Source organism: Streptomyces sp. T12, assembly GCF_028736035.1.
In the GTDB taxonomy this organism is placed as follows: domain Bacteria; phylum Actinomycetota; class Actinomycetes; order Streptomycetales; family Streptomycetaceae; genus Streptomyces.
This window is the reverse complement of record NZ_CP117866.1, coordinates 2,303,789-2,327,144: the sequence shown is the minus strand read 5'-3', so window position 1 is coordinate 2,327,144 and position 23,356 is coordinate 2,303,789. Positions and strand designations below refer to the sequence as shown.

At 71.4% G+C, this 23,356-nt stretch carries 22 protein-coding genes; 10 read left to right on the top strand and 12 right to left on the bottom strand.

Annotated features, from left to right (window positions below; genetic code table 11):
- The 6 genes from thpD to PBV52_RS10285 all read right to left on the bottom strand — a co-directional run bounded on the left by thpD (position 1) and on the right by PBV52_RS10285 (position 5,348).
- The gene (gene thpD, locus PBV52_RS10310) at positions 1 to 903 is read right to left on the bottom strand and encodes an ectoine hydroxylase (protein WP_274238003.1); all 903 of its coding nucleotides are present in this window, start codon (positions 901 to 903) and stop codon (positions 1 to 3) included.
- A gap of 7 nt (positions 904 to 910) precedes the next feature.
- Complete coding sequence (locus PBV52_RS10305) at positions 911 to 1,315, bottom strand: ectoine synthase (RefSeq protein ID WP_030051576.1); 405 nt, start codon at positions 1,313 to 1,315, stop codon at positions 911 to 913.
- A gap of 28 nt (positions 1,316 to 1,343) precedes the next feature.
- The gene (gene ectB / locus PBV52_RS10300) at positions 1,344 to 2,615 is read right to left on the bottom strand and encodes a diaminobutyrate--2-oxoglutarate transaminase (RefSeq protein WP_274238002.1); all 1,272 of its coding nucleotides are present in this window, start codon (positions 2,613 to 2,615) and stop codon (positions 1,344 to 1,346) included.
- Between the two features lie 31 nt (positions 2,616 to 2,646).
- A complete protein-coding gene (ectA, locus tag PBV52_RS10295) occupies positions 2,647 to 3,153 on the bottom strand; it encodes a diaminobutyrate acetyltransferase (RefSeq protein ID WP_274238001.1) in 507 nt (168 codons plus the stop codon).
- Positions 3,154 to 3,460: 307 nt separating this feature from the next.
- The gene (locus tag PBV52_RS10290) at positions 3,461 to 3,994 is read right to left on the bottom strand and encodes a DinB family protein (protein ID WP_274238000.1); all 534 of its coding nucleotides are present in this window, start codon (positions 3,992 to 3,994) and stop codon (positions 3,461 to 3,463) included.
- A 253-nt stretch (positions 3,995 to 4,247) separates the two neighbouring features.
- Positions 4,248 to 5,348, bottom strand: coding sequence for an alanine--glyoxylate aminotransferase family protein (locus tag PBV52_RS10285; RefSeq protein WP_274237999.1), 1,101 nt, complete (start codon positions 5,346 to 5,348; stop codon positions 4,248 to 4,250).
- Positions 5,349 to 5,574: 226 nt separating this feature from the next.
- On the opposite strand from PBV52_RS10285, the gene PBV52_RS10280 reads away from it, so the two are divergent.
- The 10 genes from PBV52_RS10280 to PBV52_RS10235 all read left to right on the top strand — a co-directional run bounded on the left by PBV52_RS10280 (position 5,575) and on the right by PBV52_RS10235 (position 16,945).
- Positions 5,575 to 6,426: a basic amino acid ABC transporter substrate-binding protein gene (locus tag PBV52_RS10280; protein ID WP_274237998.1), complete on the top strand. Its 852-nt coding sequence runs from the start codon at positions 5,575 to 5,577 to the stop codon at positions 6,424 to 6,426.
- A gap of 4 nt (positions 6,427 to 6,430) precedes the next feature.
- The gene (locus tag PBV52_RS10275) at positions 6,431 to 7,282 is read left to right on the top strand and encodes an amino acid ABC transporter permease (protein ID WP_274237997.1); all 852 of its coding nucleotides are present in this window, start codon (positions 6,431 to 6,433) and stop codon (positions 7,280 to 7,282) included.
- The gene (locus PBV52_RS10270) at positions 7,279 to 8,088 is read left to right on the top strand and encodes an amino acid ABC transporter ATP-binding protein (protein WP_274237996.1); all 810 of its coding nucleotides are present in this window, start codon (positions 7,279 to 7,281) and stop codon (positions 8,086 to 8,088) included. Before PBV52_RS10275 ends, PBV52_RS10270 begins: the two co-directional genes overlap by 4 nt.
- A 35-nt stretch (positions 8,089 to 8,123) precedes the next feature.
- Complete coding sequence (locus tag PBV52_RS10265) at positions 8,124 to 9,218, top strand: amidohydrolase family protein (protein WP_274237995.1); 1,095 nt, start codon at positions 8,124 to 8,126, stop codon at positions 9,216 to 9,218.
- 166 nt (positions 9,219 to 9,384) lie between these two features.
- Positions 9,385 to 10,317 (top strand): SCO1860 family LAETG-anchored protein, encoded by a 933-nt coding sequence (locus PBV52_RS10260; RefSeq protein ID WP_274237994.1) that lies wholly within the window; start codon positions 9,385 to 9,387, stop codon positions 10,315 to 10,317.
- Positions 10,318 to 10,468: 151 nt separating this feature from the next.
- Positions 10,469 to 11,323 carry a sugar ABC transporter permease gene (locus tag PBV52_RS10255; protein WP_274237993.1) on the top strand — a complete coding sequence of 285 codons (855 nt, stop codon included), beginning with the start codon at positions 10,469 to 10,471 and terminating at the stop codon, positions 11,321 to 11,323.
- Positions 11,320 to 12,207, top strand: a complete 888-nt coding sequence (locus PBV52_RS10250; protein ID WP_274237992.1) for a carbohydrate ABC transporter permease — start codon at positions 11,320 to 11,322, stop codon at positions 12,205 to 12,207. Before PBV52_RS10255 ends, PBV52_RS10250 begins: the two co-directional genes overlap by 4 nt.
- A 37-nt stretch (positions 12,208 to 12,244) precedes the next feature.
- Positions 12,245 to 13,882 (top strand): extracellular solute-binding protein, encoded by a 1,638-nt coding sequence (locus PBV52_RS10245; RefSeq protein ID WP_274237991.1) that lies wholly within the window; start codon positions 12,245 to 12,247, stop codon positions 13,880 to 13,882.
- Between the two features lie 31 nt (positions 13,883 to 13,913).
- Positions 13,914 to 15,008: a LacI family DNA-binding transcriptional regulator gene (locus PBV52_RS10240; protein ID WP_274237990.1), complete on the top strand. Its 1,095-nt coding sequence runs from the start codon at positions 13,914 to 13,916 to the stop codon at positions 15,006 to 15,008.
- Complete coding sequence (locus tag PBV52_RS10235) at positions 15,005 to 16,945, top strand: DUF2264 domain-containing protein (RefSeq protein WP_274237989.1); 1,941 nt, start codon at positions 15,005 to 15,007, stop codon at positions 16,943 to 16,945. The genes PBV52_RS10240 and PBV52_RS10235 overlap by 4 nt, the downstream gene beginning before the upstream one ends.
- Here PBV52_RS10235 and cobC read toward each other — a convergent pair.
- The 6 genes from cobC to cobM are packed head-to-tail and all read right to left on the bottom strand — an operon-like array spanning position 16,893 to position 23,285.
- The gene (gene cobC / locus PBV52_RS10230) at positions 16,893 to 17,969 is read right to left on the bottom strand and encodes an Rv2231c family pyridoxal phosphate-dependent protein CobC (RefSeq protein ID WP_274237988.1); all 1,077 of its coding nucleotides are present in this window, start codon (positions 17,967 to 17,969) and stop codon (positions 16,893 to 16,895) included. The genes PBV52_RS10235 and cobC overlap by 53 nt on opposite strands.
- On the bottom strand, positions 17,959 to 18,900 hold the full coding sequence (locus PBV52_RS10225; protein ID WP_274237987.1) for a sirohydrochlorin chelatase: 942 nt from the start codon (positions 18,898 to 18,900) through the stop codon (positions 17,959 to 17,961). Before PBV52_RS10225 ends, cobC begins: the two co-directional genes overlap by 11 nt.
- On the bottom strand, positions 18,897 to 19,514 hold the full coding sequence (locus PBV52_RS10220; RefSeq protein ID WP_274237986.1) for a precorrin-8X methylmutase: 618 nt from the start codon (positions 19,512 to 19,514) through the stop codon (positions 18,897 to 18,899). Before PBV52_RS10220 ends, PBV52_RS10225 begins: the two co-directional genes overlap by 4 nt.
- Entirely contained in the window at positions 19,511 to 21,214 is a 1,704-nt protein-coding gene (gene cobJ, locus PBV52_RS10215; protein WP_274237985.1) for a precorrin-3B C(17)-methyltransferase, read from the bottom strand. Before cobJ ends, PBV52_RS10220 begins: the two co-directional genes overlap by 4 nt.
- On the bottom strand, positions 21,211 to 22,467 hold the full coding sequence (gene cbiE, locus PBV52_RS10210) for a precorrin-6y C5,15-methyltransferase (decarboxylating) subunit CbiE (RefSeq protein WP_274237984.1): 1,257 nt from the start codon (positions 22,465 to 22,467) through the stop codon (positions 21,211 to 21,213). Before cbiE ends, cobJ begins: the two co-directional genes overlap by 4 nt.
- Complete coding sequence (gene cobM / locus PBV52_RS10205) at positions 22,467 to 23,285, bottom strand: precorrin-4 C(11)-methyltransferase (RefSeq protein ID WP_274237983.1); 819 nt, start codon at positions 23,283 to 23,285, stop codon at positions 22,467 to 22,469. The genes cbiE and cobM overlap by 1 nt, the downstream gene beginning before the upstream one ends.
- Positions 23,286 to 23,356: the final 71 nt, after the last annotated feature.

Here is a 23,356-nt window from a genome sequence, read left to right as displayed (position 1 = left end):
TCACTTCACCGGCGTGAAGTCCCTCGCGCCGATGAACTCCGGCCGCCGTACGGGAGCCGCGAAGGGCTCGACGGCCGCGTTCTCCACGCTGTTGAACACGATGAACACGTTGCTGCGCGGGAACGGCGTGATGTTGTCGCCGGAGCCGTGCATGCAGTTGCAGTCGAACCAGGTCGCCGAACCGGCCCTGCCCGTGAAGAGCTTGATGCCGTACTCGGAGGCCATCTTGGTCAGCGCCTCGTCGGACGGCGTGCCCGCGTCCTGCATCTGCAGGGACTTCTTGTAGTTGTCCTTCGGCGTGGCACCCGCGCAGCCCAGGAACGTGCGGTGCGAGCCGGGCATGATCATGAGCCCGCCGTTGGTGTCGTAGTTCTCGGTCAGCGCGATCGAGACGGACACCGTCCGCATGTTCGGCAGACCGTCCTCGGCGTGCCAGGTCTCGAAGTCGGAGTGCCAGTAGAAGCCGCTGGCCCCGAAGCCCGGCTTGACGTTGATCCGCGACTGGTGGACGTACACGTCCGAGCCGAGGATCTGCCGCGCCCGGCCGACCACCCGCTCGTCGCGCACCAGAGAGGCGAACACCTCACTGATCCTGTGCACTTCGAAGACGGACCGGATCTCCTTGGACTGCGGCTCGATGATCGAGCGCTCGTCCGCACGGATCCCGGGGTCGGTGACCAGCCGCTCCAGCTCCTGCGCGTAGACCGCGACCTCGTCCTCGGTGATGAGCTGGTCGATGGCGAGGAAGCCGTCGCGCTCGAAGGACTGCAGCTCGGTGGTCGCGATCGGGCCGGGGGTTTCGGGGGAGCCCCACACGACGGGGTCCTGTCGCGGGGTCGACACCTCGGTGGCGCCGCGGCTGGGGTAGAGATCGGTGACGTTTGCGGTCATGCCGGTGGTCATGGGTTTCTCACACCTCCTCGGGCTCGGTGAGCAGCGGGTACACGCCGTTCTCGTCGTGGTCCTCCCGGCCGGTCACGGGCGGGTTGAAGACGCAGAGGCAGCGGAAGTCCTCCTTGATCCGCAGCGTGTGCCTCTCGTGCCCGTCCAGGAGGTACATGGTCCCGGGCGTGATCGCGTGCGTCCGCCCGGTCTCGTGGTCGGTCAGCTCGGCCTCGCCCTCGACGCAGACGACGGCCTCGATGTGGTTCGCGTACCACATCGACGTCTCCGTACCCGCGTACAGGATCGTCTCGTGCAGGGAGAAGCCGACCTTCTCCTTGGCGAGGACGATGCGCTTGCTCTCCCAGGTGCCGGACGCCGATTTCACATGGCGGTCGGTTCCTTCGATGTCCTTGAACGAACGGACGATCACGGTGCTGCGATGCCTCCTAGGTGGTGTTTCAGATGGTTTCCCGGATGGCGCGGGCGAGGACACTGAGTCCCTCGTCCAGCTCCTCCGGGGTGATCGTGAGTGCCGGAAGCAGCTTCACGACCTCGCTCTCGGGGCCCGACGTCTCGATGAGCAGCCCGAGTTCGAAGGCTCGGTGCGCCACCCGTCCGGCGCGCTCCTTGTCGCGGAACTCCAGGCCCCACACGAGCCCGCGCCCGCGGTACTCCTTCACGTCGGCGAGGTTCTCCTCGGTGATGGAGATGAGCGCCTGCTCGACCTGCTCGCCGCGCGCCCGGGTCTGCTTCTCCATCGCGGACCCGTCCGCCCAGTACTGCTCCAGGGCGGCGGTGGCCGTGACGAAGGCGGGGTTGTTGCCGCGGAAGGTGCCGTTGTGCTCACCCGGCTCCCAGATGTCCAGCTCGGGCTTGAACAGGCACAGCGACATGGGAAGGCCGTAGCCGCTGATGGACTTGGACACGGTGACGATGTCCGGGGTGATGCCCGCCTCCTCGAAGGAGAAGAAGGCACCGGTCCGTCCGCACCCCATCTGGATGTCGTCGACGATGAGCAGCATGTCCTGCCGCTCGCACAGCTCGGCGAGCGCGCGCAGCCACTCCTTGCGGGCGACGTTGATGCCGCCCTCGCCCTGCACGGTCTCCACGATCACGGCGGCCGGCTTGTTGAGGCCCGAGCCCTGGTCGTCCAGGAGCCGCTCGAACCACAGGAAGTCCTCGACCGTGCCGTCGAAGTAGTTGTCGAACGGCATGGGCGTGCCGTGCACGAGCGGGATCCCGGCGCCGGCCCGCTTGAAGGCGTTGCCGGTGACGGCGAGCGAGCCCAGCGACATCCCGTGGAAGGCGTTGGTGAACGAGACGATGGCCTCGCGCCCCTTCACCTTCCGCGCCAGCTTCAGCGCCGACTCGACGGCGTTCGTACCCGTCGGACCCGGGAACATGACCTTGTAGGGCAGGTCACGCGGGCGCAGCACGATGTTCTGGAAGGACTCAAGGAAGGCGCGCTTGGCGCTGGTGGACATGTCGAGCCCGTGCGTGACGCCGTCCCGCTCCAGGTAGTCGATCAACGCCCGTTTCAGGACGGGGTTGTTGTGCCCGTAGTTCAGGGAGCCGGCCCCGGCGAAGAAGTCCAGATACTCGTGGCCGTCCTCGTCGTACATGCGGCTGCCGCGCGCGCGGTCGAAGACGGTGGGCCAGCCGCGGCAGTAGCTGCGTACCTCGGACTCCAGGGTCTCGAAGACGCTGAGGTCGGGCTGGGTGATGGTCACGACGAATCGCTCCTCGTTGCGTGGGGGGAGGTCAGAGGGAGAGGGGACCGATGCGGTAGAGGACTTCGGGGTCGTGCGGCCCGTCGGGGAACAGGCCGGCGTCGAACAGCACCTCGCGCTCCAGGGCGGCACCGTGCCGCTCCGCGAAGGAGCCGAACAGCCGCTCGGAGGCGGTGTTGCCCGGGGTGATGGTGGTCTCGACGCTCGTGACGCCGTACTCGCCGCCGACTCGTGCGACGAGCCCGTCGAGCAGCGCGGCGGCGAGCCCGCGGCCGCGGTGCGCGTCGTCCACGGCCACCTGCCAGACGAGCAGGGTGTGCGGACGATCCGGCCGTACGTACCCGGTGACGAAGCCGACCGGCTCCCCGCTCTCGTCGCGGGCGACGGCCGAGGTGTCGGCGAAGTCGCGGCACCACAGCAGATAGCTGTACGACGAGTTGAGGTCGAGGGCCTTGGAGTCTCTGGCAATCCGCCACAGCGCGGCCCCGTCAGCCACCGCCGGACGGTCGATTTGCAGGTCTGCTTGTGCGGCAGTCATGCGAATTGAATTTACCGAGGGAAATTCGAAATTGCATGGCCGTGAGGGGTTACGTGTGAGGTCGGGATGTGTTATCACGCGGGCGTGAGGCGCGGCGCGATATGGGGGTGAATCACACCGTTCTGTCCGGATAATACCGCACGAAAAGGGGCACGATGTGGAACGCGTCACAGCCATGTAACTTCCACGAGACCTGCCCGAATTCCTCCGGTTGGTGTTCGCGGAATCTTTGCGTTTAGGTCTGGAAAAAGCGGGCAGAAGAGAATGGGAAGCTGCCCTTGAAGGGAATTCAAGAATTACGTCGAATTCAGGCTCCGGTAACTCCGTCGATGCGCTCCCGCAGAATGTCGGCGTGGCCGTTGTGCCGTGCGTACTCCTCGATCATGTGAATGAGCACCCACCGCAGACTGACCTCGACCCCGGCCATCGGCCCGTCCCCGATCCGCCCCACGCTCTCCAGCGCCCGCCCGGCACACACCTCCCGCCCCCGCGCGATCTCCCGCCGCCACACCGAGAGCGCCTCGCCGATCCCGCGCCCGGCATCGAGGGCGTACCCGCTCTCGTTCCCCTCCCCGTACACCGGCGGCACGTCGAGCCCACCCACCACCCGCTGGAACCAGTTCCGCTCACACTCGGCGAGGTGCTGCACGAGCCCGAGCAACGTCAGCTCCGACGGCTCGGCGGAAGCGAGCCGTAACTGCGCGTCGCCCAGCTCCGCGCACTTGAGCTCCAGGGTGGCGCGATGGAAGGCGAGCCAGCTTTCGAGCATCGGGAGCTCGTCGCCGGTCAGGAGGGGGATGGGGCGGCCGTCGGGGAGGAGTGCCGGGGTGTTGGTGGTCATGCCGCGAGCGTGGCACGGCGGACGGGCGGCGGTACGGCTTTCAGCGCGGGGCGAATCTCGGGGGTGCTGCCTGGGGCTCCGCTTCTCGACGCCGGCCCCGGCATTCCAGCCCGTCCGGCGCTTGAGGACGAGGCCCGTTCAGGGCCGATGGGGGTCCAGGGGGCTCCGCTGGCGGGGTTGAAGGGGCGGAGCCCCTTCAAGGACGGGAAGGGTAGGGGCGGCGGGGGCGAAGGAGCCAGGCCCCAGCCCCCGACTACCGCCAGGCTTCATCCACCACCCGCGACGCCCCCTCCACATCCACACCCAGCCCCTTCTCCGCCAGTGCGGTACCCAACGCCGCCAGACACCCCCGCACCACACCCGACGTCGCATCCACCCCGTAGTGATTGACCCGAATCATCTCCTTGGCCAACGCCCCACCCCCCGCGGCCAGCGGCAACGCAGGATCGGCCGCCAGCGCCCGAGCCACCACCTCCGACGCCACCACCCCCGCCGGCGCCCGAAGCGTCGTAGCGACAGGAGCGGCCTCCCCGGCGTCGTACACGTACGGCTCCAAGCCCCCGCCCAGCGCGAGCGCCCCGGCCCGAGTGGACAGCGCGGCGGCCCGGTGCCGGGACATCACCGCCTCCAGCCCGTCCCCCTCGATCCGCTCCACACACGCCTCGAGCGCCAGCATCTCCAGCTGAGCAGGCGCATGCAGCAGCGCCTTGCGCCCGCCGTCGATCCACCGCTCCTTCCAGTCCAGCAGCGACAGATACGACCGCCGCGGCGCTCCCGGGTTCGCCGCCATCCGCGCCCAGGCCCGTTCGCTCACCGACACCGCCGACACCCCGGCCGGCCCGCCCATCGCCTTCTGCGCCCCGATGACGCACAGGTCCACGCCCCAGGCGTCCGGCAGCACCGGCTCGGCCCCGATCGAGGCCACCGCGTCCAGGTAGAACAGCGCCCCGTGCGCCCGCACGACCTCGCCGATCTCGGCGACCGGGTTGGTGTTGCCGGTGGCCGCCTCCGCGTGCACCAGGGACGCGAAGTCGATCTCCGGGTGCTCGGCGAAGGCCTCCCGGATCTGGTCCGCCGTGACCGCCGTATGGAAGGGCACCGCCAGATCGATCACGGTCGCGCCGCAGTCACGCAGCCAGTTCCCGAAGGTCTGCCCGTACGGACCGGTGATCACGTTCAGCGCGGTGGTGCCGGGCCCGGCCGTCCCCCGGATCGCCCCCTCCAGCGGCAGCAGCGCCTCGCCCTGCATGATCACGACGTCCTGCTCGGTCCCGAGCAGCCGCGCCACCCGGTCCTCGATGGCGGCGAATCGGGCGGCGCTCAGCGGGGCCAGGTCCAGGAAGGGATGGGTCACGGCGGGGCTCACTTCGCTCTCTTCGCTCCGGGATCGACGGAGACGAGCGTAAACCGGGCGGTGGCGGGGCATTGACCGGGCGCCCGACACCCTCTCCACACCCCTTCCCCACCCCTCCCGCACCCGACTTCTTAGGTCGAACGGCCCCTTAACCATCGGTTTGGTTTGAGGATCTCAAACTTCTCCTTATAATCGGAACCCACAGTTCCCTGACAGGAGGCTCCCCGTGAAGACGACCCTCGGGCGCCGGACCCGCATGCTGGCCGCCACCACCGCGACGGCCGGGCTGGTGCTCGTGGCCGGCTGCTCCTCCGACGACGACGGCGGCAGCGGTACGAAGACGGCGGCCGGCGGTGTCGAAGTCGTCAAGGCGGGCCTGCTCACCACCTGCACCCACCTTCCGTACCCGCCCTTCCAGTCGGAGATCGACGGCAAGGTGCAGGGCTTCGACGTCTCCCTCATTGACCTGGTCGCGGACGACCTGGGCGTGAAGCAGACGATCGTCGACCAGCCCTTCGAGAACTTCAAGACCGGTGGGTCCCTCAATGCCGGACAGTGCGACCTCGCCGCCGCCGGCATGACCATCACCGAGGAGCGCAAGAAGAACGTCGACTTCTCGGACCCGTACTTCGAGGCCACCCAGGCCGTCCTGGTCGACAAGAAGAGCGGCATCTCCTCCTTCGCGGACCTCAAGGGCAAGAAGGTCGGCGCCCAGGCGCAGACCACCGGTGAGGACTACGCCAAGAGCAAGGGCCTGGACCCCGTCTCCTTCGAGTCCTCCGACGCCGTCATCAACGGTCTGCGCACCGGCCAGGTCGAGGCGGTCGTCATCGACTACCCGGTCGTGCAGGGCTGGCTGAAGGACAAGGCCAACGCGGACGCCTTCGAGGTCGCCGAGCAGATCAACACCGGTGAGCAGTACGGTTTCACGGTGAAGAAGGGCAACACCAAGCTCCGCGAGGCCATCAACAAGGCGATCAAGGAAGCGAAGGCCGACGGCACGTACAAGAAGCTGTACGAGCAGTGGATCGGCCCGTACGACGAGTCCGCCGCCTCCGCCTCGCCCGCCGCGTCCTGACCCCATGACCGACACCACCGGCAACGACGTACGACTCCAGCCGAAGCAGCCCAGGAAAAAGGGCCTGACCGGGCGTCAGAAGCGCGGCCTGTCGCGCGGCATCCAGTACGTCGTCTTCGTCGCGGCCGTGATCGCCTTCGCGGTCGCGGCCGACTGGGACCGCCTGGCGAACCAGTTCGCGCAAGAGGACATCGCCCAGCAGATGTTCCCGGACGTCATCACGCTGGCGCTGAAGAACACCGTGCTGTACACGGTGTCCGGCTTCGCCGTCGGACTGGTCCTCGGCATGGTGATCGCGCTGATGCGGCTGTCGTCCGTGGGGCCGTACCGCTGGCTCGCCGGCGTCTACATCGAGATCTTCCGCGGCCTGCCCGCCCTGCTGATCTTCATCTTCATCGGGGTCGCCGTGCCGCTGGCCTTCCCGGGGACGGAGATTCCCGGCGGCACCTACGGCAAGGTGGCCCTCGCGCTCGGCCTGGTGGCCGCCGCGTACATGGCGGAGACGATCCGCGCGGGCATCCAGGCGGTGCCCAAGGGGCAGATGGAGGCGGCGCGTTCGCTCGGCTTCTCGCCCGCCCGCGCCATGATCTCGATCATCATCCCGCAGGCCTTCCGGATCATCCTCCCGCCGCTGACCAACGAACTCGTCCTGCTCTTCAAGGACTCCTCGCTGGTGCTGTTCCTCGGCGTCACGCTGGAGGAGCGCGAACTGTCCAAGTTCGGCCGTGACCTGGCCAGCCAGACCGCCAACTCCACGCCGATCCTGGTCGCGGGCCTGTGCTATCTGCTGGTCACGATCCCGCTCGGCTTCGTCGTACGCCGTATGGAGGCCAAGGCCCAGGAGGCCGTGAAGTGACAGAGAAGACCCTTGGCTCCGGACCGGAGATCGAAGTCCGCGGCCTGCACAAGTCCTTCGGCGACAACGAGGTGCTGCGCGGCATCGACCTGGAGATCGGCCAGGGCGAGGTCGTGTGCGTCATCGGCCCGTCCGGCTCCGGCAAGTCGACGCTGCTGCGCTGCGTGAACCTGCTCGAAGAGCCCACCAAGGGGCAGGTCTTCGTCGGCGGCACCGAGCTCACCGACCCGGACGTCGACATCGACGCCGTACGCCGCCGTATCGGCATGGTCTTCCAGCAGTTCAACCTGTTCCCGCACCTCACGGTGACCGAGAACCTCAGCCTGCCGCAGCGCCGGGTCCTCAGGCGCGACAAGGCGACGGCCGCGAAGGTCGCCGCCGAGAACCTGGAGCGGGTCGGCCTGTCGGAGAAGGCGACGGCGTACCCGTCCTCCCTCTCCGGCGGCCAGCAGCAGCGCGTCGCCATCGCCCGCGCCCTCGCCATGGGCCCCGAGGTGATGCTCTTCGACGAGCCGACCTCCGCGCTGGACCCCGAGCTGGTCGGTGACGTCCTCGCCGTCATGCGCATGCTCGCCGACGAGGGCATGACGATGATGGTCGTCACCCACGAGATGACCTTCGCGCGTGAGGTCGCCGACCGGGTCGTCTTCATGGACGGCGGCGTGATCGTCGAGGACGGCACCCCCGACCAGGTCATCGGCAACCCGCAGCACGAACGCACCCGCCACTTCCTCTCCCGCCTCCTCGACCCGGCGATGGCCGAGGTGGAGGAGGAGACCTCGGACCAGGTGGGCAAGGGCGACTAGCCGGGCATCAGGGTCCGGTCATTAAGGTGCAGTACATGAGCGATCGCGCGGGTGTGCTGCACGTGAAGGGCCGGGTCCTGGTCGGGGCCGAAGACGTCCGGGACGAGCTGTGGGTCGTCGACGGCCGGATCTCGTACGACCGTCCCGTCGGCGCCCGCGACGTCCGCACCGTCGAGGGCTGGGCCCTGCCCGGCCTCGTCGACGCGCACTGCCATGTGGGCCTCGGCCCGCACGGCCCGGTCGACGACAACATCGCGGAGAAGCAGGCGCTGACCGACCGCGACACGGGCACCCTGCTGATCCGCGACGCCGGCTCGCCCTCGGACACGCGCTGGGTCGACGACCGCGAGGACCTGCCGAAGATCATCAGGGCCGGCCGGCACATCGCCCGCACCCGCCGCTACATCCGCGGCTACGCGCACGAGATCGAGCCGGAGGACCTGGTCGCCTACGTCGCCCAGGAGGCCCGGCGCGGCGACGGCTGGGTCAAGCTGGTCGGCGACTGGATCGACCGCGACCTCGGGGACCTCGCACCGACCTGGCCGCGGGACGTGGTCGAGGCGGGCATCGCGCAGGCCCACCGCCTGGGCGCCCGGGTCACCGCGCACTGCTTCTCGGAGGATTCGCTGCAGGACCTGGTCGAGTCGGGCATCGACTGCATCGAACACGCCACGGGCCTCACCGAGGACCTGATCCCGCTCTTCGCCTCGCGGGGTGTGGCGATCGTGCCGACCCTGGTCAACATCGCGACCTTCCCGAAGCTGGCCGACGGTGGCGAGTCCAAGTTCCCCCGCTGGTCGGCCCATATGCGCCGGCTCCACGAACGCCGCTACGACACGGTCCGCTCCGCCTACGACGCCGGTATCCCCGTCTTCGTGGGCACGGACGCGGGCGGCACCCTGCCCCACGGCCTCGTGGCGGCCGAGGTCGCGGAACTGGTCACCGCCGGTATCCCCACCGTCGAGGCCCTCGCGGCGACGACCTGGTCGGCCAGGGCGTGGCTCGGCCGTCCCGGCCTGGAGGAGGGGGCGGCGGCGGACCTGGTGGTGTACGAGTCCGACCCGCGGGCCGACGTACGGGTGCTGGCGGTGCCTCGACGGATCGTCCTGAACGGGAAGATCGTGGGCTGAGTCGGCCGTTGCGCCTGTGACTGTGGAGAACGTGCGTGCCCTGAGGTTCGAAAACCTGCACGGGAAACACACGTAGGGGTGAACTCCCGGCAGGATGCTGACCGGGCATCCCGTATGCGCGATTCTTGGCAGGTCCCGAGCAAGTCTCCTCCGAGGGGTCCCCACCTTGAACGGCAAGAACTTCCGCATGCCCGCACGCCGTCTCGCCACCGTCGCGACGGCCACCGCCCTGGCCGCCGGGCCCGCGGTCCTGGCCGGCGCGGGGCCCGCGTACGCGACCGGTGACGAGGGTCGCGCGAGCGCCGTCGTGCTGCGCACCGGGCTCGACGTCTCCCTGCTCAACAAGACCGTGAACGTCCCGCTCGCGGTCTCCCTGAACGAGGTGCAGGCGCCGCAGAGCGCCGAAAAGTCCACCCTGACCGCCCAGTTGAACGGCGTGGACGGCGGAAAGCCGTTCAGCGTGCTGAGCGCGGAGGTCGCCTCGTCGAAGGCGACGGTCGCCGGTGGCAAGGCCGAGGGGTACACCAACCTCGCCCACGCCAAGGTCCACGTCCCCGGCCTGCCGCTGCTCTCCCTCATCGAGGTCGGCCAGGTCACCTCCAAGGCGACCTGCGAGGCCGGGAAGACGCCGACCGCCTCGTCCAACCTGCTGGGTGACGTCACCGTGCTGGGCAAGAAGGTCACGCTGACCGCGGGCGGGACCACGAAGGTCGAGGTGCCGGGCGTGGGCGACGTGCGCCTGGACTACTCCAAGACGGAGACCGCATCACGTACGGCCGCCGCCACCGCCCTCGAACTCAAGGTCTCCGTCAACCCGTTGAAGCTGAACGTGGCCGACGTCCAGGGCACCCTGACCCTGGCCGAGGCGACCTGCGAAACGCCGGACGCGCCCGCGCAGGCAGCCGACCCGAGCACCGACCCCAGCGCCGCCCCGGGCGCCGGTTCGGCCGGCGACGTCAAGCCCCAGGGCGAGTCCGCCGAGGACGGCCTCGCCGAGACCGGCGGCAACTCCATGACGCCGTACATCGCGGGCGGCGCGGTCGCTCTGCTCCTCGCGGGCGGGGGAGCGGTCGCGCTGGCGCGGCGCGGCAGGAGCTGACACCGGAGCATCCCCATCCAGTCAACAGCCCTTCTTGTCAGGGCTGTTGACTGGCGTCTGAAAACGTTTTAGCTTCCCCTCACTCCGACTCCGAGAGATGAGGGGATCAGTGGAGCGTAAACGCTTACAGTCCCGCGCCCTCCTCCTGCTCATGCTCCCCGGCCTCGCCTACTTCCTGCTCTTCCACTACGGCGCCCTGGTCGGCAACGTCATCGCCTTCAAGGAGTACGTCCCCTTCGACGGCCTCTGGGGCAGCCCCTGGGTGGGCCTCGGCAACTTCCGGCGGATGTTCGAGGACGGCGCGTTCTGGGACGCCGTCCTCAACACCGTCTGGATCGCCGTCCTCCAGCTCGTCTGCTACTTCCCGGTGCCGCTCGCCCTCGCCCTGCTCCTGCACAGCCTCACCTGGAGCACGGTCCGCCGCCTCGTGCAGTCGGTGGCGTATCTGCCGCACTTCATCTCGTGGGTGATCGTCGTCGCCCTCTTCCAGCAGGTCCTCGGCGACACGGGACTGCTCAACTCCGGCCTGGACGGCATGGGCCTGCGCACCGTCGACATCATCGGCGACCCCGACGCCTTCCGCCCGCTCGTCGTCGCCCAGGTCATCTGGAAGGACGCCGGCTGGGGCACGATCATCTTCCTCGCCGCCCTCGCGCAGGTCGACGAGCAGCAGTACGAGGCCGCCGCGATCGACGGCGCCGGCCCCTGGCGCCGCTTCTGGCACGTCACCCTGCCCGCCATCCGCCCGGTGATCGTGCTGCTGCTGATCATGCGGCTCGGCGACATCCTCTCCGTCGGCTTCGAGCAGATGCTGCTCCAGCGCGACGCGGTCGGCCCCGAGGCCGCCGAGATCATCGACACCTTCGTCTACTACCAGGGCATCGTCGGCGGCGACTACGGATTCGCGGCCGCCGCGGGCCTGTTCAAGGGCGTCATCGGCGCGCTCCTCGTCTACGCCGCCAACAAGGTCGCCCACCGCCTCGGCGAACAGGGGGTCTACAAGTGAGCAGCCGGGTCCGTCCGGGCTGGATGGAGAAGCCGAAGCCGGTGACGCAGGCCGGCAAGGCACTCGCCCTCGCCGCAGTCGTCCTCCTGGTCTGTGTGCCGTTCCTCGTCATCGTCTCGACCTCGCTGGCCTCCACCGACGAGGTCGTCGCGAACGGCGGCTGGGTGCTGTGGCCGACCGAGCCGAGCCTCGACGCCTACCGCGACATCCTCGACGGCGGCATCGTCACCCACGCCCTCGGCGTCAGCGCGGGCGTCACGATCGCCGGCACCCTGCTCAGCCTCGCCTGCACCGTCACCCTCGCCTACGCCCTCTCCCGGCCCGGCGCCTTCGGCGGCAGGCCGGTCCTGCTGCTCGTCCTGTTCACGTTCCTCTTCCCGCCCGGCATGATCCCGAGCTTCCTGCTGGTCAAGGAGCTGGGGCTGCTGGACAGTTACGCCTCGCTGGTCCTGCCGGTGCTCGTGAACGTCTTCAACCTGGTCGTCCTGCGCGGCTTCTTCCAGGGCATCCCCGAGGAGCTGTACGAGGCCGCCCGCCTCGACGGGGCGGGGGACTGGCGGGTGCTCCTCTCCGTCGTACTGCCGCTGTCCAAGGCCGCGTTGGCCGTCGTAGGGCTCTTCTACGCGGTGGCGTACTGGAACTCCTGGTTCTACGCCTCGCTCTACCTGGAGAGCGACCACTGGCCCCTCCAGCAGGTCCTGCGCACCTATGTGATCGCGGGGTCCGGACTCACCGACGCCACCACCGGCGAGGGGACGATCACCGCTCCGCAGACCGTGCAGATGGCGGTGCTCGTGATCGCCACCGTGCCGATCCTGCTCGTCTACCCCTTCCTGCAGAAGTACTTCACCAAGGGCGTGCTCACCGGCGCCATCAAGAGCTGAAGCAAGCTCCAACAAGCTGACACGAGGTGATTCACCCATGCCCCGCATGTCCCGACGCACCCTGCTGGGTTCCCTGGCCGCCGCCTCCGTCCCGGGTGTGCTGACCGCCTGCTCCACCGGCTCCGGCGACAGCGACGTCTCCAACGCGGGCAAGAAGCTCGCGCCCTGGCCCGCGTACACGCCCGCCGCGGGCCCCAAGCCGGACCTCGCCCCCACCGAGGCCGGTGTGCAGGCGGGATACACCGCCTACCCCGCCGAGCTGGTGCAGTCCGTCTCCCGGCCGCCGGGCGACGGCTCCACCGTCAAGGTCATGTCGGTGTCGTTCGGCACCCCGCCCAAGCCCGCCTCCGCCAACCGGTTCTGGGCCGCCGTCGAGAACGCCCTCGGCGTGAAGATCGAGTACACGATCGTCTCCCAGGCCGACTACCAGAAGAAGATGGCCACGGTCATGGCCGGTGACGCCGACACCCTGCCGGACATCATCAACCTCTTCTCCGGGTTCGTCCTGCCCCGCGAAGCCGAGTTCGTGCAGCGGCGCGCCGAGGACCTCACGCCGTACCTGTCCGGCGACGCGATCGCCGACTACCCCAACCTCGCGAACATCCCCACCCACGCCTGGCGCGACATGGGCCGCATCGGCGGCCGCGTCTACGGCATCCCGCTGGAGCGCCCGTTGCCCGGCTCCACGCTCTGGCTCAACCAGGGCATGTTCACCGACGCCGGCATGAAGGAGGGCTGGACGTCCGAGGACTTCGCCGCCGTGGCGAAGCGGGCGACCGGCGGGAGGACGTACGCACTCGGCGCCGCCAACGGCTCCTTGTTCGGCAACGCAGTGCACTCCGCCGCCCACAACGCGCCGCAGAACTGGGCGGTCACCAAGGACGGGACGTTCCAGCCGGGCTGCGCCGACGAACGCTACAAGGCCGCCATCGCCTTCCAGGCGCAGCTCCGCAAGAACGGCTCGTACCACCCGGACGCCACGTCCCTCTCCCAGATCGACCTGACCACCCTCTTCTACAACGGCACCGTCGGCTCCATGCAGGACGGCTTCGGCGCCTACCTGCCCAAGTACCGCGAATCGCGCGGCAAGCTGACCCCGGCGGCGGCGCTGCCGTACAGCGTCGACGGCACCCCCGGCGGGATCGTCGCCGCCCGCCGGTCCTTCGGCTACACCGTCCTGAAGGCGGCGAAGAAGGAGCGGATCGAGATGCTGCTCCGCGTCCTCGACTTCCTCGCCGCCCCCTTCGGCAGCAAGGAGTGGGAGCTCGTCCACTACGGCGTCGAGGGCACCCACTTCACCCGCGCCAAGGACGGTTCCCCCGAGCCCACCGAGCTCGGCGAGGTCGAGAACAACACCAACCTGCCGCTGAAGTACCTCGCCGAGGGCCCGCAGGTGCTGTTCGTGCCGGGCATGCCCGATGCCGTACGGGCCCTGCACGCCTGGCAGCGCGAGGTCGTGCCGCACGCCGTCCGCGACGCCTCCTTCGGCCTGCAGTCCCGCACCAAGAACGCCCAGGGCACCACCCTCAAGGCCCTCCTCGACGACACCGTCACCGGGATCGTCGCCGGGCGCATCCCGCTGTCGGAGTGGGACGCGACGGTGAAGAAGTGGCGGGCCCGGGGCGGCGACAGAATGGCCGGAGAGTTCGCGAAGGACTACGCGGCCAACGCCTGAACGGCCGCTCGTGGAACAGGAGACGCGGGGGATGGGGAACGACATGGCGGACACCGGGTCCAAGCGGCGGGTCACGATCCGCGAGGTCGCCGAGCGGGCGGGCGTGTCGATCGCCACGGCGTCGCGCGCGCTCAGCGGCAACCATCCCGTGCCCGCCTCGACCAGGGCCCGCGTGCTGCGCGCCGCGCGTGACCTCGACTACGTCGCCAACGCGCATGCGCGTGCGCTGGTGGGGGGCGGCCGCAAGATGGCCGCCGTCGTCGTCCGCCAGGTCACCAGCCCCTTCTACGCCCAGGTCGCCGAGGGCGTGGAGGCCGAGGCCGCCGACCGGGGCTGGCTGTGCGTGGTCGGCGCGACCGGCGGGGATCCGCAGCGCGAGATGGAGTTCGTGCAGCTGATGCGGGAGGAGGGGGCGCGGCTGGTGATCCTGGTCGGCGGGGTCGTCGAGGACGACGCCTACCGGGAGCGCGTCGCCCACTACGCCCAGGCGCTCGACTCCTCGGGCGCCCGGCTCGTGCTGTGCGGACGCCCGGCGCCCGACCCCGAGATCCCCGCGCTGGTCGTGGAGTTCGACAACGAGGCGGGCGCCCGGGCGATCACCGGGCACCTGCTCTCCGCCGGCCACCGCCGGATCGTCTTCCTCGGCGGGCTGCCCGGCAACACCGCGCTGGAGGCCCGTGTCGCCGGCTACCGGGCTGCGCTCGCCGAACACGGGCTGCCGCCCGAGGCCGCACACGTCGTCGACTGCGGTCTGGGCCGTGCGGCGGGCCTGCGCGCGATGACCGAACTCCTGAAGGAGACACGGGAGTTCACCGCCGTCTTCGCCGGGGACGACATGGTGGCGGCCGGCGCCCTGCGGGCCATCGCGGACACGGGCCTCAGCGTCCCCGACGACATCTCCGTCGTCGGCTACAACGACATCCCCCTCGCCGAGGACTTCAACCCGCCCCTCACCACCGTGCGCACCCCGGCCGAGGAGCTCGGCCGCGCCGCCGTCCGCATCGCCCTGCGCGACCCCGAGCACGCCGGCGGCAGCCACCACCTGCTCGGCACCCACATCGTCGTGCGCCGAAGTGTCGCCCCACCCCGGCCACGACCGACCGACGGAGGACCCACCCCCGTATGACCGCGCCGCATGTGTCGCCCCCCGACGACCCGACGCACCTGCCGAATCTGCCGAATCTTCCCGACCTGCCCCCGGCCGACCCGGTGCTCTCACCCCTCACCGGCTGGACCCGCGCCCACTGGGAGTCGATCGCCGACCGACTCCTCGACGGGCTGCTGCCGTACGCCACACCAGGTTTCGCCCAGTACCGCCTGCCCGGCCCGCCCAGCCACTCCGGCCCCTGGTCCGACGGCCTGGAAGGCTTCGCGCGCTCCTTCCTCCTCGCCGCCTTCCGTATCGCGGGCTCGGGCGGCCGGGTCAGCCCGGCTCTCATCGAGCGATACGCCACCGGACTCGCCGCCGGCACCGACCCGCACCACCCCGAACACTGGCCCCCCATCACCGGCCGCGCCCAGCCGATGGTCGAGGCGGCCTCCGTCGCCATCGCGCTGCACGAGACCCGCCCCTGGCTGTGGGACCACCTCGACGACGAGGTACGGCAGCGGGTGTGCGCCTGGCTCGGCGCCTTCGTCGGTGCGGACGTCAACGACTCCAACTGGCGGCTGTTCCAGGTCATCACCGAGGAGTTCCTCGCCTCCGTCGGCGCCCCGCACAGCCGGGCCGAGATCGACGCCGGGCTCGCCCGCCTGGACGACTGGTACCGGGGCGGGGGCTGGTACACCGACGGTGACGGGCGGAAGTTCGACTACTACAACGCCTGGGCGCTGCACCTGTATCCGGTGCTGTGGGCGCGGCTCGCGGGCTCGCGGGCGGACGCGGCGACCGTCGCCCGGCACGGTGCCCGGCTGCGCGAGTTCCTCGCCGTCCACCAGCACTTCTTCGGCTCCGACGGCGCCCCCGTCCACCAGGGCCGCTCCCTCACCTACCGCTTCGCGACCACCGCCCCGCTGTGGGCGGGCGCCCTCGCCGACGCCACCCCGCTCCCGCCGGGCCGCACCCGCCGCCTCGCCTGCGGTGCGCTGAAGCACTTCGCCGAGCGGGGTGTGCCCGACGAGCGTGGTCTGCTCACGCTCGGCTGGTACGGGCCCTTCCTCCCCGTCGCCCAGCGCTACTCGGGGCCCGCCTCCCCGTACTGGGCGAGCAAGGCCTTCCTGGGGCTGCTGCTGCCTGCCGACCACCCCGTCTGGACGGCACCGGAGGAACCCGCCCCCGTGGACACCGAAGACGTGACCCTGGCCGTGCCCGCCCCCGGCTGGCTGCTGCACGCCACCACGGCCGACGGGATCGTCCGGCTGGTCAACCACGGCAGCGACCGCCTCCCGCCCCCGCCCGCCGCGGCCGACGACAGCCCGCACTACGCCCGGTTCGCCTACTCCAGCGCGACCGCCCCCGAAACACCGGGCGTCGACAACCACATCGCGCTGCTGGGCCCCGACGGCACACCCTCCCGGCGCGGACGCATCCATCCCCTGGGCGCCGAGGGCCACAGGGCCGGGTCCTGGCAGGACGGCCGTATCGAGACCGTCAGCGTGGTGCGCGGCGCATGGGAAGTACGGGTGCACCGCCTCGACGTACCGCCTGCCACGCCCGTGCGGGAAGGCGGTTGGGCGGTGGCCGACGACACGGCACCCCCGGTCGCGCACACCGGCCCCGGCTGGGCGCTGGCCCGCCGCTCGGACGGGCTGACCAGCGCGGTCGTCGGCCTGTACGGCTGGGACGAGGCCGAGGCGGTGGTCGTGCCTGCCGTCGGCACGAACGCCGTGGGCCACCACTCGGCGACTCCGGTGCTCCAACTGCCCGAAGCCGCACGGCTGTTGGTGACCCTCGTCGTGCTGAGCGCCGACCCGCACACACCGCTCACGGGAGCGAGCGCGACCGTCACCGGCGAGGGCACCGTGGAGGTCCGCTTCCCGGACGGCACCCTGGAGCGGGTGCCCGCCGGGCTCAGCGGCGCGCCAGAGCCATCGCCTGGTCCAGCGCCCGCAGGAACCGGTTGATCGTCCCCCGGTCCCGCACCGCCAGCCGCAGCCACTCCTCTCCCAGCCCGGGGAACGTGTCCCCGCGCCGCACCGCGAACCCGAGCGCGCGCAGGTGCTCCCGTACCGCTGCCGCCCTCGGCAGGCGGACGAGGACGAAGGGCCCCTCGGCGGGCTCGACGACCCGGAGTCCGGCCGGGGCGAACTCGCCGAGCCCCGCGAGGAGATGGGCCCGGTCGGCGGCGATGCGGTGGGCCGCGTGGGCCGCCTCCGCCAGGGCCGGGGACGACACGCAGGCCTCGGCGGCGGCGAGCGCGGGTGTGGAGACCGGCCACAGGGGCTGGGCGCGCTCCAGATCGGCGATGGTCTCCGGGGCGGCGAGGACGTAGCCGATCCGCAGGCCGGCCAGGCCCCAGGTCTTCGTCAGACTGCGCAGCACCACCAGACCCGGTATGTCCGTGCGGCTCGCCAGCGCCTCCCGCTCACCCGGCACCGCATCCATGAACGCCTCGTCCACCACCAACGTCCGCCCGGGGCGGGCGAGTTCGGCCAGGGACGCGGCCGGGTGGAGCACCGAGGTCGGGTTGGTGGGGTTGCCGACGACCACCAGGTCGGCGTCCTCGGGGACGGCCGCCGGGTCGAGGCGGAAGCCGTCCTCCTCCCGCAGCAGCACCCGGTCGACCGTGTGCCCCGCGTCCCGCAGGGCCGCCTCCGGCTCCGTGAACTGCGGATGCACGACGACCGGCCGGCGCACCTTCAGGGCGCGGGCGAGGAGGACGAATGCCTCCGCCGCCCCCGCCGTGAGCAGCACGCGTTGCGCCGGGAGTCCGTGCCGCGCCGCCACCGCCGCCCGCGCGGCCCGCCCGTCCGGGTAGGCGGCGAGGGAGCCCAGCGACCCCGCGATCCGCTCGCGCAGCCATGCGGGCGGTGTGTCCGCGCGGACGTTCACGGCGAGGTCGACGAGCGCCGAGCCGTCGTCGCGGACCTCGGCGTCGCCGTGGTGGCGGAGGTCGTGCGCCTCGGTCGGCGTGTGATCAGTGGGCATGGGAGTGGGTGCCATGGTGGTGGCCGTGGTCGTGATGACCGTGCCCGTGGTGGTGGCCGTCGTCGTCCGGGTGGAAGTGCGGCTGCTGGGGCATGCCGACCTTGTCCTCGAAGCCGGGCAGCGCGATGCGGTACACGCACGAGTCGCAGTTCATCCGCAGGTCGCCCTTCAGCGCCTCCTCGTACCGCTCCATCACCAGGTCGAGGAGCTCCGGCTCCGGACCGATGACATCCGCCGAGCGCACCTCGACCTCCGGGTGCGCGGCCGCCCAGCCCTCCGTCTGCTGCCGCACGCGGTCCGGCAGGATGCCGGTGAAGAGGAAGTAGGGGAGAACGACGATCTTCCGCGCACCGAGCTTCACGCAGCGGTCCAGGCCGCTCGGCACGTCCGGCGCCGCGAGCGACACGAACGCCGTCTCCACGCCCGCGTATCCGCGCCCCTCCCACAGCAGCCGCGCCGCCTTGTGCACCTCGGCGTTGGCGTCCGGGTCGGTCGACCCGCGCCCGACCAGCAGCACGGTCACATCGGCCCGGTCCCCGGGCGTGCGGCCCCCGGCGCCGAGCGCCTCGTCCAGGCGCCGCTCCAGGACGGACAGCAGCGACGGGTGCGGGCCGAGCGGGCGGCCGTAGGTGTACGAGATCCCGGGGTGCCGCTCCTTCTCGCGGGCCAGCGCCGCCGGGATGTCACCCTTGGCGTGCCCGGCGGACACCAGCATCAGCGGCACGGCGGCGAACCGCCGTACGCCCCGCTCGACCAGCTCGGTCACGGCGTCGCCCAGCGGCGGCGGGGACAGTTCGATGAAGCCGCCCGCGACGGGCAGTTCGGGGTGGCGGGCCCCCAGCTCCCGGACGAAGTCGCGGAACGCCTCGGCTCCGGCATCGTCCCGGGTGCCATGACCGGCGATGAGCAGGGCGGGCGGCGGGGTGGTCACGATTTCTCCTCGTTCTTCTGAGACTCGTTCTTCTGCGTAAGGGGGTGGTACAGCAGGGCGTTGAGTGCGGCGGAGGCGACCGCCGAACCGCCCTTCTCGGACACGTTGCTCACGGCGGGCAGCCCGCTCTCGCGCAACGCGGCCTTGGACTCGACCGCGCCGACGAAGCCGACGGGCAGGCCGATGACGAGGGCCGGGGCGGCGTCCAGGGTCAGCAGCTCCTCCAGCGCGGTCGGCGCGTTGCCGATCACCCAGAGGGCACCCGGGCCGACCTGCTCGTAGGCGAGCCGGATCGCGTGCGCCGAACGGGTCAGGCCCGGCCCGGACTCGGCGTCCCTGAGGCGGCAGACGGTCTCGCGCCGGGTGATCCCGGCCGCGACCATCTCCACGTCCGTGACGACGGGCGCGCCGGAGTGCAGTGCGCGGTGCGCCTTCTCCAGGTCGCCCTCGTCCATGACGAGATCGGTGGCGTAGTCGAGATCCGCGGCGGAGTGGATGACCCTCTCCACCACCGCCCGGGTCAGCGGCGGGAAGCGCGAGGTGTCCAGGCGGGCGCGCAGCCGCCGGTAGGACTCCACTTCGATCGGGTGGACCACACGAGCCGCACTGTTCACTTGGCGCCCTCCTGCGGTGCCTGCCAGCGGTAGCCGCGCGGCGTCACCATGCGCCCCGCGATGTCCCGGGTCGCCGTGTTGCCCACCGTCACGACCGTCATCATGTCGACCGTCGCCGGGTCGAGGGCGCCCAGTGTCGTGAGCCGACTGGACTCGTCCGGCCGCGACGCGTTCCGTACGACACCGACCGGCGTCGTCGGCTTGCGGTGCTCGGCGAGGATCGCGAGGGCCTTGGGCAGCTGCCAGTCGCGGCCCCGGGAGCGGGGGTTGTAGAAGGTGACCACGATGTCCGCCTCGGCCGCGGCCCGCACCCGCCGTTCGATGACCTCCCACGGTGTGTGCAGGTCGGAGAGGCTGATCGAGACGTGGTCGTGCCCGAGCGGCGCACCGAGGATCGCGGCGGCCGCGAGCGCTGCGGTGACGCCCGGCACTCCGATCACCTCGATGTCGTCGGAGGCCTCCGCGAGCGCGGGGGAGGCCATGGCGTACACGCCCGCGTCCCCGCTGCCGATCAGCGCGACCGCCTGCCCCTTGCGGGCCTCCTCGACCGCCGTCCGGGCCCGCTCCTCCTCGGCGCCGAGCCCCGACTCCAGGACCCGCGTGCCGGGCCGCAGCAGGTCGCGGATCTGGTCGACGTACTGGTCGAGCCCGACGAGCACGGAAGCGCGCCGCAGCTCCGCCTTCGCGCGCGGCGTCAGCAGATCACGGGCACCGGGTCCGAGCCCGACGACCGCGAGCCGCCCGCGCCCGGGCCGCCGTACGACGGCACAGGTCGCCATCGCCGGCTGCCCGTCGGCGCGCTGCGACTTGCGCTTGGGTACGAGGAGTTCGCCGCCCCGCACGAGAGCGGCGGCCTCGGCGACGGAGGGGGTGCCCACGGCGGCGAGGGGCGCGTCGGAGGGGTTGGGGACCTCGACGGCGGCCAGTTCCTCGGCGGAGTGGGTGACGAGGGGGACGCCGAGACGCTCGGCGGCCTCGACGATGCCGGGTTCGTCGGCCTTGGCGTCGACGGTGGCGAGTTCGGCGAGGGACCTGGGGGAGAGGCCGGCGTCGCCGAGCGCGCTCTCGATCAGCCCGAGCACCTCGTCGGCAGAGGCTCCCTTGGAGGCACCGACGCCGACGACGAGGGACGGCGGGCGCAGGACGACCTCGCGCTCGGCGGCGCGCTCGACGAGCCGATCCGTCACACGGATGGTGCGGGAACCCTCGGCGGCGACCGGCAGCGGGGGCAGCGGCCACGCCAACTCGGCCCGCAGCGCCACCGGTTCACCGTCGAGCAGGGCCCGGGAAACCCCGGCGACATCGCCCTCCACCGGGAACCCGAGCATGTCAAGACCGGGCACCCCCACGGCATCGGTCGCCGTCGTCACCACGGGCTCGGACCCCAGCAACTCCCCGACCTCCCGGGCGAGTTCATTGGCGCCGCCGCCGTGCCCGCCGACCAGCGACACGGCGAACCGCCCGCCCTCGTCGACGCACACCACACCCGGGTCGGACGCCTTGTCACCCAGCAGCGGGGCGATCAGCCGTACGACCGCTCCCGTCGCGAGAAAGCACACGAGCTGCTCGCACTCCGCGAACGCCCGTCGTACGGCGTCCCCGACGGGCCCTTCGTACACGCGCACACGCTCCGGCCACGCGGCGACCAGCCGGTCCCGCGCCGCCGCCCCCGCCGCGGTGGCGGAAATGAGGCCGATCACTGGGCAACTCCTTCTTCAGTACGAACCGGAGGCCGGACGCCCCACAGCAGGAACACGGGATTGGTCGCCGCCAGCCGGGTCACGTCCCCCGGCAGCGGCGCGAGCCGGGACGACTGCAACAGCACCCCGTCGCAGTCGAACCCGGCACTCTTCAGCGCCTCGCGGGCCGCCGGCACGCGGTCCAGCGCCGCCATGGCGACCACGACCGCACGCCGCGCCCGCCGCGCACACGCCGTGACGATGGCCGGCAGCTCACGCCCCCCGCCCCCGATGAACACGGCGTCCGGATCGTCGAGGTCGGACAGGACGGTGGGCGCCGCCCCGTGCACGACGTGGACGTCGACGCCGTGCGCGGCGGCGTTGGCGCGGATCCGCGCGATGCCGTCCGGGGTCTTCTCGACCGCGGTGACGGCGGCACCGAACCGCGCGCACTCCACGGCCACGGAACCGGAGCCCGCGCCGATGTCCCAGACGAGGTCGCCGCGGCGCGGCCCGAGCCGGGCCAGGGCGAGCGCCCGCACCTCGAACTTGGTGATCATGGAGTCGCGGTGCGCGAACTCGCCCTCGTCCAGGGCCCATTCGGCGGGCGCGGCGGCCGCCCCGGCGACCGTACGCACGCCGCCCGGCGCCCGCGTCTCGTCCAGGCAGAGCACGACACTCACCGCCGTACCCCAGTCCCGCCGCGCGGCCTCGCCGGGCAAGACCCGTTCCACACGCTCGCGGGCGGGGTCACCCAGCGCGGACGCCACGACCAGGACCCGCCCGGGGGCGGTACGGGCGAGCGCCGCGCCCAACTCGGCGGGCCCGGCGCCCGGCCCGGTCAGCACGGCCACCTTCGGATGCGCCCGGCAGACGTTGACGGCCGTGTGCGGCTCCCGCCCGTGCGCGCTGACGACGACCGCGTCGTCCCAGGTCAGCCCGAGCCGCGCGAAGGCGGCGGCGACGGAGGACACACCGGCCCGCACATCGAGCCGCTCCGCCCCGAACCGCTCGGCCAGCACCCGCACGATCCCGAAGAACCCGGGGTCACCGGAGGCCAGCACGACCACCCGCCGGTCCTTCGCGACGTACTCCGCGATGGTGTCCAGGGCAGGAGCCAGCGCCCCGAGCACGACCCGCTCCACGCCGTCGGCCAGTCGTACGGCGTCCAGATGCCGCCGCCCGCCGACCACCAGCTCGGCCCCGGCGAGGACGTCCTTTGGCAGCGGAGCCCCCGTCCCCGTGCCGACGACCGTGACCGGCCGCTCGGTCATCACGTGCTCGCCCCGCGCTCGCGCAGCGCCCGGCGCGCCTGAGGGTCGGCCTTCCGGTATCCGTGGAAGTGACCGGGGTGGTAGAGGTGCGAGCGCGTGCCCTGCGCGTCCAGGGCCGGGCCGACCAGGAACAGGGTGTGCTTCCAGAGCTTGTGCTCCTTGACGGTCTCCTCCAGCGTCCCGATCGTGCACTTCACGACGAGTTCCTCCGGCCAGGTCGCCTGGTAGGCGACGACGACCGGCGTGGACGTCGGATACCCGCCCTCCAACAGCTCCCGCACGAGCTGCCCGCTACGGGCGGCCGACAGGAAGATCGCCATGGTGGTCCCGTGCTTGGCGAACTCCCGCACCTCCTCGCCGGGCGGCATCGGCGTCTTGCCGCCACCGAGCCGGGTGAGGACGACGGACTGCGCGACCTCGGGGATGGTCAGCTCCCGCTGGGCGAGCGCGGCCACGGCGGAGAAGGCGGAGACCCCGGGCACGACCTCGGTCTCGACGCCGATCCCGGCACACCGGTCGAGCTGCTCCTGCGTACCGCCCCAGAGGGCGGGGTCACCGGAGTGAATACGGGCGACCTTGAGCCCGGCCTCATGGGCCCGCTCGTACACGGCGACGACGTCCTCCAGGGACATGGTGGCCGAGTCGAGGATCTCGGCGTCCTCGCGCGCGTGCTGGAGGACCTCCGCCTGCACCAGGCTGGCCGCCCAGATCACGACGTCGGCCTCGGCGATGGCACGCGCGGCACGGAACGTCAGCAGATCGGCGGCGCCGGGGCCGGCACCGACGAAGGTCACCTTGCCGGTGAGGGCATCGGCCATGGGAATCGGTCCTCCTACAAGGGGTCGGCCACAGGGGGGGGCGGCGGGGGGTTGGGGGGGGTGAGGGGGTG